Source organism: Streptomyces lunalinharesii (genome assembly GCF_039532155.1).
GTDB lineage: Bacteria > Actinomycetota > Actinomycetes > Streptomycetales > Streptomycetaceae > Streptomyces > Streptomyces lunalinharesii.
On record NZ_BAAARK010000038.1, the window covers coordinates 47,511 to 58,026 of the forward strand.

At 71.9% G+C, this 10,516-nt stretch carries 10 protein-coding genes; 6 read left to right on the forward strand and 4 right to left on the reverse strand.

Annotated features, from left to right (window positions below; genetic code table 11):
• Positions 1–15 precede the first annotated feature (15 nt).
• Both leuB and leuC read right to left on the reverse strand, forming a co-directional pair.
• Positions 16–1,107 (reverse strand): 3-isopropylmalate dehydrogenase, encoded by a 1,092-nt coding sequence (leuB, locus tag ABD385_RS34485; protein ID WP_344583376.1) that lies wholly within the window; start codon positions 1,105–1,107, stop codon positions 16–18.
• Positions 1,104–2,507 (reverse strand): 3-isopropylmalate dehydratase large subunit, encoded by a 1,404-nt coding sequence (gene leuC, locus ABD385_RS34490; RefSeq protein ID WP_344583378.1) that lies wholly within the window; start codon positions 2,505–2,507, stop codon positions 1,104–1,106. The genes leuB and leuC overlap by 4 nt, the downstream gene beginning before the upstream one ends.
• A gap of 182 nt (positions 2,508–2,689) precedes the next feature.
• Here leuC and ABD385_RS34495 point away from each other — a divergent pair, with 182 nt between their 5' ends.
• Together ABD385_RS34495 and leuD are read left to right on the forward strand one after the other, a co-directional pair.
• Positions 2,690–4,360 carry a 2-isopropylmalate synthase gene (locus tag ABD385_RS34495; RefSeq protein WP_344583380.1) on the forward strand — a complete coding sequence of 557 codons (1,671 nt, stop codon included), beginning with the start codon at positions 2,690–2,692 and terminating at the stop codon, positions 4,358–4,360.
• A complete protein-coding gene (gene leuD, locus ABD385_RS34500) occupies positions 4,357–5,007 on the forward strand; it encodes a 3-isopropylmalate dehydratase small subunit (RefSeq protein WP_344583381.1) in 651 nt (216 codons plus the stop codon). Before ABD385_RS34495 ends, leuD begins: the two co-directional genes overlap by 4 nt.
• A 78-nt stretch (positions 5,008–5,085) precedes the next feature.
• Here leuD and ABD385_RS34505 read toward each other — a convergent pair whose 3' ends face one another.
• Both ABD385_RS34505 and ABD385_RS34510 read right to left on the reverse strand, forming a co-directional pair.
• A complete protein-coding gene (locus ABD385_RS34505; RefSeq protein ID WP_344583383.1) occupies positions 5,086–5,757 on the reverse strand; it encodes a response regulator in 672 nt (223 codons plus the stop codon).
• Positions 5,754–6,467 carry a sensor histidine kinase gene (locus ABD385_RS34510; protein ID WP_344583384.1) on the reverse strand — a complete coding sequence of 238 codons (714 nt, stop codon included), beginning with the start codon at positions 6,465–6,467 and terminating at the stop codon, positions 5,754–5,756. Before ABD385_RS34510 ends, ABD385_RS34505 begins: the two co-directional genes overlap by 4 nt.
• 446 nt (positions 6,468–6,913) lie before the next feature.
• On the opposite strand from ABD385_RS34510, the gene ABD385_RS34515 reads away from it, so the two are divergent.
• The 4 genes from ABD385_RS34515 to ABD385_RS34530 form a co-directional block, all read left to right on the forward strand.
• Positions 6,914–7,729 carry an SDR family NAD(P)-dependent oxidoreductase gene (locus tag ABD385_RS34515; RefSeq protein ID WP_344583385.1) on the forward strand — a complete coding sequence of 272 codons (816 nt, stop codon included), beginning with the start codon at positions 6,914–6,916 and terminating at the stop codon, positions 7,727–7,729.
• Positions 7,730–7,852: 123 nt separating this feature from the next.
• The gene (gene metK, locus ABD385_RS34520; RefSeq protein ID WP_344583387.1) at positions 7,853–9,067 is read left to right on the forward strand and encodes a methionine adenosyltransferase; all 1,215 of its coding nucleotides are present in this window, start codon (positions 7,853–7,855) and stop codon (positions 9,065–9,067) included.
• A gap of 87 nt (positions 9,068–9,154) precedes the next feature.
• Positions 9,155–10,138 (forward strand): carbohydrate kinase family protein, encoded by a 984-nt coding sequence (locus ABD385_RS34525; protein WP_344583389.1) that lies wholly within the window; start codon positions 9,155–9,157, stop codon positions 10,136–10,138.
• On the forward strand, positions 10,135–10,516 hold a 382-nt coding region (locus ABD385_RS34530; RefSeq protein WP_344583391.1), incomplete at its 3' end, for a homocysteine S-methyltransferase family protein. The genes ABD385_RS34525 and ABD385_RS34530, both read left to right, overlap by 4 nt.

The following is a 10,516-nucleotide window of genomic DNA, read 5'->3' on the forward strand; positions in this document are numbered from 1 at the left end:
TGCGCTCGTCTCCTCTCACAGGGCCGCGAGCACGGCGCGCGTGGTGTCGTCGGTGGTGGCGGAGCCGCCGAGGTCGGGCGTGCGCAGTCCGGCGTCCAGGGCGCGTTCGACGGCGGCCTCGACCGCGTCGGCGGCTGCCGGCCGCCCCAGTCCGTGACGGAGCATCAGGGCGACGGAGAGGACGGTGCCGAGGGGGCTGGCCTGGCCGCGGCCCGCGATGTCGGGGGCGGAGCCGTGCACGGGTTCGAAGAGCCCGCCGCGGATCCCGCCGTCCGGGTCGGGGGCGCCGGGCAGGGAGGCGCTGGGCAGCAGCCCGAGGGACCCGGTGATGGCCGCCGTCTCGTCGCTGAGGATGTCGCCGAACATGTTCTCGGTGAGGACGACGTCGAAGGACGCGGGGTCGGTGACCAGGCGCATCGCGGCGGTGTCGACGAGCAGGTGGTCGAGCGCCACGTGCGGGTATTCGCGTGCCACGACCCGGGTGACCGTCTCGCGCCACAACCGGGAGGTGTCCAGGACGTTCGCCTTGTCGACGGAGGTCACTCGGGCGCGGCGGCCGGTGCGGGAGGCGAGTTCGCAGGCGACCCGGGTCACCCGCTCGATCTCGGTGACGGTGTAGGTGCAGGTGTCGTAGGCGTCGTCGGCGGTGCGGGCGCGCCGGCCGAAGTACAGGCCGCCGGTGAGTTCGCGCACGACGATCAGGTCGACGCCCTTGGTGCGTTCCGGCTTGAGCGGACTCGCGGCGGCGAGGGCCGGAAGGGCCCGCACCGGGCGGAGGTTGGCGTACAGCCCGAGCGCCGCACGCAGTTCGAGAACGCCCTGTTCGGGTCGGGGCGCTTCGGGGTCGGCGGGCTGGTGTCCGGTGCCGACGGCGCCGAGCAGCACGGCGTCGGCAGCGGCGCAGGCGGCCAGGGTGTCCGGCGGCAGCGGCTGCCCCGTCCGGTCGATGGCGGCGGCTCCCACGGGGTGCTCCACCACCGCGAAGTCGCCCACCGCGTGCAGCACTTGGAGGGCGGAGGCGACGACCTCGGGGCCGATGCCGTCGCCGGGGAGGGCGACGATCCGCGGCCGTGCGGCGGGTGCCGCTGGTGCGGGGGAAGTGGTCACAGTTCCTCCGGGGAGGCGAGGCGTCCCAGGACGGCGGCGGCCGCGGCGACCGGCGGGGAGACCAGGTGGGTGCGGGCGCGGTCGCCCTGGCGGCCTTCGAAGTTGCGGTTGGAGGTGGAGGCGCTGCGCTGGGCCGGCCGGAGGCGGTCGGGGTTGACGCCGATGCACATCGAGCAGCCGGCCGAGCGCCATTCCGCACCGGCGGCACGGAAGACCTCGTCCAGCCCCTCGGCCTCGGCGTCCAGGCGCACGCGGGTGGATCCGGGGACGACGAGGGCCCGCACGCCGGGGGCGACGCGGCGGCCGCGCAGGACCTCGGCGGCGGCCCGCAGGTCCTCCAGGCGACCGTTGGTGCAGGAGCCGACGAAGACGGTGTCGACGGTGATGCTGCGCAGCGGCGTGCCCGGGGCAAGGCCCATGTACGACTGGGCCGTGCGCGCCGCCTCGCGTGCGCCCGGGTCGGTGAAGGAGTCCGGGTCGGGCACGGTGCCGTTGAGGGGAGCGCCCTGGCCGGGGTTGGTGCCCCAGGTGACGTAGGGGCTCAGCTCGGAGGCGTCGAGGGTGACCTCCTTGTCGAAGACCGCGTCCGCATCGGTCGCGAGGGCGCTCCAGTGGGCCGCGGCGGCGTCCCAGGCGGCACCGGTGGGCGCGTGCGGGCGGCCCTTGAGGTAGGCCAGGGTGGTGTCGTCGGGTGCGATCAGGCCGGCTCGGGCGCCGGCTTCGATGGACATGTTGCACACGGTCATCCGGGCTTCCATCGACAGGCCGCGCACGGCCTCGCCGCGGTATTCGATGACGTACCCCTGGCCGCCGCCGGTGCCGATGCGGGCGATGACGGCGAGGATGAGGTCCTTGGCGGTGACGCCCGCCGGCAACCTGCCGTCGACGTTGACGGCCATGGAGCGGAACGGCGGCACGGCCAACGTCTGGGTGGCGAGGACGTGTTCGACCTCGCTGGTGCCGATGCCGAAGGCGAGGGCGCCGAACGCGCCGTGCGTGCTGGTGTGGCTGTCGCCGCAGACGATCGTCATGCCCGGCTGGGTGAGACCCAGTTGGGGGCCGATGACGTGGACGATGCCCTGCTGCTCGTCGTCCAGGTCGTAGAGTGCGACGCCGAACTCCGCGCAGTTCTCGCGCAGGGCCTGCACCTGGGCGCGGGACACCGGGTCGGAGATGGTGCGGCGGCCGTCGGTGAGGTCGGTCGGGACGTTGTGGTCGGCGGTGGCGACGGTCAGGTCGGGGCGGCGCACCCGGCGGCCCGCGGCCCGTAGCCCGTCGAAGGCCTGCGGGCTGGTCATCTCGTGCATGAGGTGCAGATCGATGTAGATCAGGTCGGGCAGGTTCTCGTCCTGGTGGACCGTGTGTTCCTGCCATATCTTCTCGGCCAAGGTAAGACCCATGGCCGTGAACGGTAGCGCTCGGCATTCCCGTATTTGAAGGCGAATTGGCGCGGAAATTCATTCCGGGCACATGGACGCAGCTCGGGTACGACGAAAGTCACATGTCGGTTCCGCTCCGGTGGCAGCGGAAATTCATCCATCGTCGGGCGCGAATTCCGAGGTGGCGGGAGGACACTCTGGGCGTGACTTACTCTCCCGGAAAGAATGCATCGGACCGGACACCGACCCCCGAACCGCCCGGCGCGGCGGACCGGGCGCAGCGCCCCGGCGCCATGCCCGTGCACAAGTACCGTCGGTACGAGCCGTTCAGGCTGACGGACCGGACCTGGCCGGACCGCGTGCCCGAACGCGCACCGACGTGGTGCAGCGTCGACCTGCGGGACGGCAACCAGGCGCTGCTGGAGCCGATGGACATCGAGCGCAAGCGGGTGATGTACGACCTCCTGGTGCGGCTCGGCTTCAAGGAGATCGAGCTGGGCTTCCCGATGGCCAGTCGCGCCGACCTGGAATTCACCCGCGACGTGATCGAGCGGGACGCCATCCCCGACGACGTGACGATCCAGGTCATGTCGCCCATCCGCGACGGGATGATCGAGGACACCGTCAAGGCGATCGAGGGCGCGCCGCGCGCCATCGTGCAGATCTTCAACCCGACGTCGGTGACGCAGCGGCGTGCGGTGTTCCGGATGAGCCGGGCGGAGGTCAAGGCATTGGCCCTGCGGGGTGCGGAGCGGGCGCTGAAGCTGCGCGACTCGCTGCCGGGCACCGAGATCTACCTGCAGTACGGCACGGAGTCCTTCACGCAGACCGAGCCGGAGTTCGCGTTGGAGGTGCACAACGCGGTCCTGGAGCTGTGGCGTCCCGAACCCGCGGACCAGGTCCGCGTCGTGCTGCCGGCGTCCGTCGAGGCGTACCCCCCGCACGAGTTCGCCGACCGCATCGAGTGGATGCACCGCAACCTGGCCCACCGCGAGGCGATCTCGCTGACCCTGCACACGCACAACGACCGCGGCTCGGCGGTCGCCGCGACCGAACTGGCGCTCCTGGCCGGCGCGGACCGGGTCGAGGGGACCCTGTTCGGCAACGGCGAGCGGGCCGGCAACGTCTGCCTGATCACGCTGGCGATGAACCTGTACTCGCAGGGCATCGACCCGAACCTTGACCTCGGGGACTTGGACGAGGCGCGCCGGCTGGTCGAGCAGTGCAACCGCATGCCGGTCTCGCCGCGTCACCCGTGGGTCGGCGACTTCGCCTACACCTCCTTCGCGGGTTCCCACCAGGACGCGATCGCCAAGGGGCTGCGGGCCCTGGAGGAGAGCGGGTCCGCGGCGTGGGACGTGCCGTACCTGCCGATCGACCCGCGCGACGTGGGCCGGGACTACCAGGCGTTGATCCGGATCAACGGGCAGTCGGGCAAGGGCGGGGTGTCCCACCTGATGCGCACGGCGCACGCCTTCGAACTGCCGCGCCGGCTACAGATCGAGTTCGCCTCGATCGTGCAGACCAAGGCCGAGGCGGGCGGCGAGGTGACGGCGGACCAGCTCCTGGTGTGGTTCGCGGAGGACTACCTGCACGAGGCGGACGGCGCGCCGCTGCCCGGCCCGTTGGAGGACCGGTCGTCGCCGCGGGCGGTCCTGGACGTCCTGCTGGCCCGGCACGCCCTGGAGGGCTCGTTGGGCGAGACGCGGGTGCAGGGACCGCGGGCCGGGGAGGCGCGGCACGTGGCCTACGCCGAGGCGTCGGTGGGCACCACCACCCGTTGGGGGGTCGGCGTCGCGGCGACGGAGGAGGAGAGCCTGGCCAGGGCGCTGCGCTCGGTGGCCCGGCGGCTGGTCGCGGAGGTGGCGGCGTGAGTCCGGTACCCGTGGTGCGGCATGCGGGCACGGCGGCTCCGCTGCGCCGTCGTGACGTGGACACCGACCAGATCATCCCGGCCGAGTTCTGCAAGCGCCTCGGGCGTACGGGCTACGAGGACACGCTGTTCCACCGCTGGCGGCAGGAGGCCGACTTCGTCCTGAACCGACCGGCCCACGCCGGGGCGAGCATCTTGGTGGCGGGCCCGGACTTCGGCATCGGGTCCTCGCGCGAGCACGCGGTGTGGGCGCTGCGCGACTTCGGGTTCCGCGCGGTGGTCGCCCCGTCCTTCGGCGACATCTTCCGCGCCAACGCGGCCAAGAACCAGCTGGTGACGCCGCGGGTTCCGAAGGAGGAGGTGGAGCGGCTGTGGGCGCTGATCGAAGCCGACCCGACCACCGAGGTCACCGTGGACCTCGCGGAACGCGCCCTGTTCACCGGCGACCTGCGCATCCCGTTCGAGATCGGCGAGCACAGCCGTTGGCAGTTGATGAGCGGGCTGGACGACATTGACATCACGCTGCGCCGCGGTGCCGGGATCGACGCGCACGAGGAGCGGCGGCCCGGGTGGCTGCCCCGGGTCGCGGCGTCCCGCGCGGCCGTCGGTGGGCCGGGCGACGGCACGGGTGGCTCGAAGGCCGGGTGATCCCGGTCCCCGCCCGTCCCCGCCGTCGCGCTGGAGGAAGGCCGCCCCGGCGTGCGGGGCGGCCTTCCTGCGCTCGGGTCAACGCCCTGGGGCGCCGGTCTCCGTGGCGGCCGGGAGCAGGCGCATGGCCATCGCCTTGTTGATGGCGCTCATGCGGGAGCGGACTTCGAGCTTGAGGTAGATGTTGGTCAGATGGCGCTTGACGGTGCCTTCGGAGATGTAGAGCTCGCCGGCGACCTGGGCGTTGCTCAGCCCCCGAGCCACGAGTCCGAGGACCTCCAACTCGCGTGCGGAGAGCGGACCTTGGGCGGGTCTCTCCAGTCGGCTCACGGTTTCCTTGGCGACGGAGAGCACCACCCGGTCGGAGTCGTTGCGCACGGCCCGGATCGCGGCGAGCAACTCCTCGCGCGTGGAGCTCTTGGAGATGTACGCCTGGGCACCGATCGCCAGCAGCCGGCTCACCATGCGGGCGTCGTCGTGCATCGTCAGGATGGCGACGCGGGGCGGCTCCGGGACGCCGAGCATCTGCGTGAGGGTCTCCTCGGCACCCGGTCCCGGCATCTCCACGTCCAGCAGGACGACGTCCGGGCCGGTCCGGCGGACCAGCGCGACGGCCAGCTCACCGTGTCCGGCCTGGCCGACGACGTCCAGGTCGTGCTCGTTGTCGCAGATCTCGACGATGCCCTCGCGGAAGAGCGTGTGGTCGTCGGCGATGACGACCCGGGCGGCGACGCCGGCCCCCGCGGTCACCGGGCCACCAGCGGCACCGTGACGGCGATGCGGGTGCCCCCTCGGGGCCCCGGGCTCGTGCGGAGTGAGCCCCCCAACAGGGCGGCGCGCTCCTTCATGGACGCCAGCCCGAGCCCCGGCGAACGCTCCCGTCCACCGCTCTCCAGGCCGTCGCCGTCGTCGACGACGTCGGCGAGCAGCATGCCGTTGCGGGTGCGCAGGGAGATGGTGATGTCGTCGGCGCCGGCGTGCGCGAGGGCGTTGCCCAACGCCTCGCGCAGGATCAGGTAGACCTCGCTGACGTCCGCGGCGCACCCGGGCACCGGGGCCGGTGGGTGTGCGGCGGGCCGGTGGTCCGTCCCGGGCGTCCGCAGACGGGCGGCCAGTTCCTTGACGGTGTGCAGTGCCTGGTGGAGGAGGCGCACGGCGTCGGTCCGCTTGTCCCTGGCGCGCTCCGGACGGCCGTCGGCCGCGTAGAACTCGCTGAGTTCGATGGAGTTGAGGCCGACGACGATGGCGTGGGCGACGCAGTCGTGGAGCTCGCGGCTCAGCCCCTGCCGGTCCGACGGGGCCAGCGGAGCGCCGGCGTCGGCCGGCCGGTCGGCGTCGGCGGACGGCGCCCGTTCGCCCGTGGAGGGTGCGCGCCGGCCCGGCGGCCCGGCGTCCTCCGCTATCGGTGGACGGTCCCACATCCCGGGAAGCCCCGGCAGTGTCATTGCGTCGCGTGTCATCACACAGCACTTCCTCAAACATCGTCCGCGGTCCGGGATGGTCGGGAATGAACGCACCGAATGCGCGCGATGCACGCACTGGGGCACGGCGGAATCCGTTGCGGTGCAAGAAAGGAAATCCTTCGGCGTGCTGGGCCCTTTGTCCTGCGCCCACGGGATCCAGCCCTGGTCGCCCAGCGTTTCCCCCGCCCGTCAGCACTCGCGACACAGGCGGCCCGCCGATCAGACGCCTCCCTTCAGGCGCTCACAGAACAAAAGATAGCGCTCTTTATGTAGCTTGGATAGAGCGTCTGACGGGCGATCATGTCCCCTTCCGGACGCCGCCTGTTGCCCCTCGGCGTCGCCGTCGCGCTCCGGTGCGCCCACCGTCGGTGTCCCCAAAGCGCAGTGCGCGCTGTCACCTTCGCCGGATGTGCCGCACGAGCGCCGCGGCGACGCTGGAGCCCATGACAAACGGTAGGAACGCCAACGCCAGGGTCGCCGTCGTCACCGGCGCCCGGCAGGGAATCGGCCGCCGGGTCGCCGAAGTCCTCGCCGCCCGGGGCTACTCGCTCGCCCTCATCGACCTGGCGCACCCCAAGGAGACGCTCGACGGCCTCGGCCCCTTCCAGGCCGCGGGCGCCAAGGCCGTCGGAGTCGTCGCCGACGTCTCCGACGAGGCCGCCGTGGCGGCCGCCACGGACGAGGTCCTCCACCACTTCGGCCGCGTCGACGTCCTGGTCAACAACGCCGGCATCGGTCTGATCGCGCCCGCCGAATCCACCCCCGCCGCCCAGTGGCGCCGCGTGCTGGACGTCAACCTCACCGGACCGTTCCTGCTCAGTCGGGCCTTCGGCACGGTCATGCTCGGCTCCGACGAGCCCGGCACGATCGTGAACATCGCGTCCATCGCCGGGCTCGGCGGCATTCCCGACCGCGTGGCCTACAACGCCAGCAAACACGGGGTGTTGGGCCTCACCCGCACCCTGGCGGTGGAGTGGGGCGGTCGTGGCGTCCGCGTCAACGCCGTCTGCCCCGGCTTCGTCAAGACCGAGATGGACGAGGCCGACCTCGCCTCCGGCGCCTACACCCCGCAGGACATCGTCGACCGCGTGCCGCTCGCCCGCTTCGCCACGCCCACCGACATCGCCGAGGCCGTCGCCTACCTCGCCGACCCCGCGCTGAGCGCCTACGTCAACGGCACCGCCCTGCCGGTGGACGGCGGTTGGACCGCGGACGCCACCTGGCGAGCACTGCGGCTGCGCAAACGCACCGCGGCCTGAGGACCAACTCGCCACGTCCGCACGCCCCGGCTCACCACGACCCATTCATGACTGTCCGTCACATACGGCCCGACACCCACCCGTTCGTTCCCGCACCGCCCGCATCCTTTCCCAGGAGACCCCATGACCTCCACGCTGTTCACTTCGGAATCCGTGACCGAGGGCCACCCCGACAAGATCGCCGACCAGATCAGCGACACCATCCTCGACGCCCTGCTGCGCGAGGACCCCGGCTCCCGCGTCGCCGTGGAAACGCTGATCACCACCGGACTGGTCCACGTGGCCGGCGAGGTCACCACCACGTCCTACGCACCCATCGCCCAACTCGTCCGCAACAAGATCCTGGAGATCGGCTACGACTCCTCCGCCAAGGGCTTCGACGGCTCCTCCTGCGGCGTGTCGATCTCCATAGGCGCCCAGTCCCCCGACATCGCCCAGGGGGTGGACACCGCCTACGAGCAGCGCGTCGAAGGCGACGAGGACGAACTCGACCGGCAGGGCGCCGGCGACCAGGGCCTGATGTTCGGGTACGCCTGCGACGAGACCCCCGAGTTGATGCCGCTGCCCATCAGCCTCGCGCACCGGCTCTCCCGCCGACTGTCCGAGGTCCGGAAGGACGGCACCCTCCCCTACCTGCGGCCCGACGGGAAGACGCAGGTCACCATCGAGTACGACGGGGACCGTGCGGTCCGCCTGGACACCGTGGTCGTCTCCTCGCAGCACGCGTCCGGCATCGACCTCGACGCGCTGCTCACGCCGGACATCCGCCAGTACGTCGTCGAGCACGTCCTGAACGCGTTGGTCGAGGACGGCATCAAGCTGGACACCGAGGACTACCGGCTCCTGGTCAACCCGACCGGACGGTTCGAGATCGGCGGGCCCATGGGCGACGCGGGACTCACCGGCCGGAAGATCATCATCGACACGTACGGTGGCATGGCCCGCCACGGCGGCGGCGCGTTCTCCGGCAAGGACCCCTCCAAGGTCGACCGCTCCGCCGCCTACGCCATGCGGTGGGTCGCCAAGAACGTGGTGGCCGCGGGCCTGGCCCGGCGGTGCGAGGTGCAGGTCGCCTACGCCATCGGCAAGGCGGAGCCCGTCGGCCTGTTCGTCGAGACCTTCGGCACCGCCACCGTCGACACCGACACGATCGAGCGGGCCGTCGCCGAAGTCTTCGACCTGCGTCCGGCGGCGATCATCCGGGACCTGGACCTCCTCCGCCCGATCTACGCCGACACCGCCGCCTACGGCCACTTCGGGCGCGAGTCGGAGAACTTCACCTGGGAGCGCACCGACCGCGTCGACGACCTGCGCGCGGCGGCCCGGACGACCGCCTGACCGGCCCCGACCCCGCCCGCAGTCACCACGGAACCGGCGCGGTGCCGCCCGGGTGCCGCCCCACCCCGCAGGCAAGGAGAAGAACTCGTGCAGATCGCCGTCGCCGGATCGATCGCCACCGACCATCTGATGACCTTTCCCGGCCGCTTCGTCGAACAGCTCATCGCCGACCAACTGGACCGCGTCTCGTTGTCCTTCCTCGCCGACCACTTGGAGGTCCGCCGGGGCGGGGTGGCGGCCAACATCGCCTGCGGCCTCGGCCGACTGGGCCTGCGGCCGGTGCTCGTCGGCGCGGCCGGTGCCGACTTCGCCGACTACGCGGCACGGCTGACGGCCGACGGGGTCGACACCAGCGCGGTGCGCATCAGCGAGACCCTGCACACCGCCCGCTTCGTGTGCACCACCGACACCGACCAGAACCAGCTCGCCACCTTCTACGCCGGAGCCATGGCGGAGGCCCGCAGCATCGACCTCGCCGCCCTCGCCCGCCGCATCGGGGGGCTCGACCTCGTCCTCATCGGCGCGGACGACCCCGAGGCGATGCTCCGGCACACCGCGGCCGCGAAGGCCGAGGGCATCGCGTTCACCGCCGACCCCTCCCAACAGCTCGCACGTCTCACCCGCGCACCATCCCGCCGCCTGGTCGACGGCGCGCGGGTGCTGTTCACCAACGAGTACGAGGCGGCCCTGCTCCAGGAACGCACCGGCTGGCGGACCGCCGACGTCCTCGCACGCGTCGGCACCTGGGTCACCACGCTCGGCGCCGGTGGCGTGAGCCTCGCGCGCGCCGGCGAGGAGCCGCTCCGCATACCGGCCGTGCCCGCCGGGCACATCGCCGATCCCACGGGAGCCGGTGATGCGTTCCGTGCCGGCTTCCTGGCGGGTGCGGCGTGGCACTGCCCACCCCGACGCGCCGCCCAACTCGGCTGTGCGATGGCCACGTTCGCCCTGGAGTCGATCGGCACCCAGGAGTACAAGCTGCTGCCGTCCGAACTGCTGGAGCGGATCGCCGGGGCCTACGGCCCGGCGCCGGCCGCGGAGTTCGCACCGAGGCTGGAGTCGGCCTCGTGACCTCCCCGCACACCCCGTCCCGCGTCTCCGCGTTCCGTGAAGCGCTTGCTTCCCGGGTCGTGGTTGCCGACGGTGCGATGGGCACGATGTTGCAGGCGCAGGATCCGTCCATGGAGGACTTCGAGCAGTTGGAGGGCTGCAACGAGATCCTCAACCTCACCCGGCCGGACATCGTGCGTTCGGTGCACGAGGAGTATTTCGCGGTGGGTGTGGACTGTGTGGAGACCAACACCTTCGGTGCGAACTTCGCCGCGTTGGCGGAGTACGACATTGCCGAGCGGGTGTTCGAGCTGTCGCAGGCCGGTGCGGCGATCGCGCGGGAGGTGGCGGATGAGTTCACCGCGTCCACGGGGCAGCAGCGGTTCGTGTTGGGTTCGA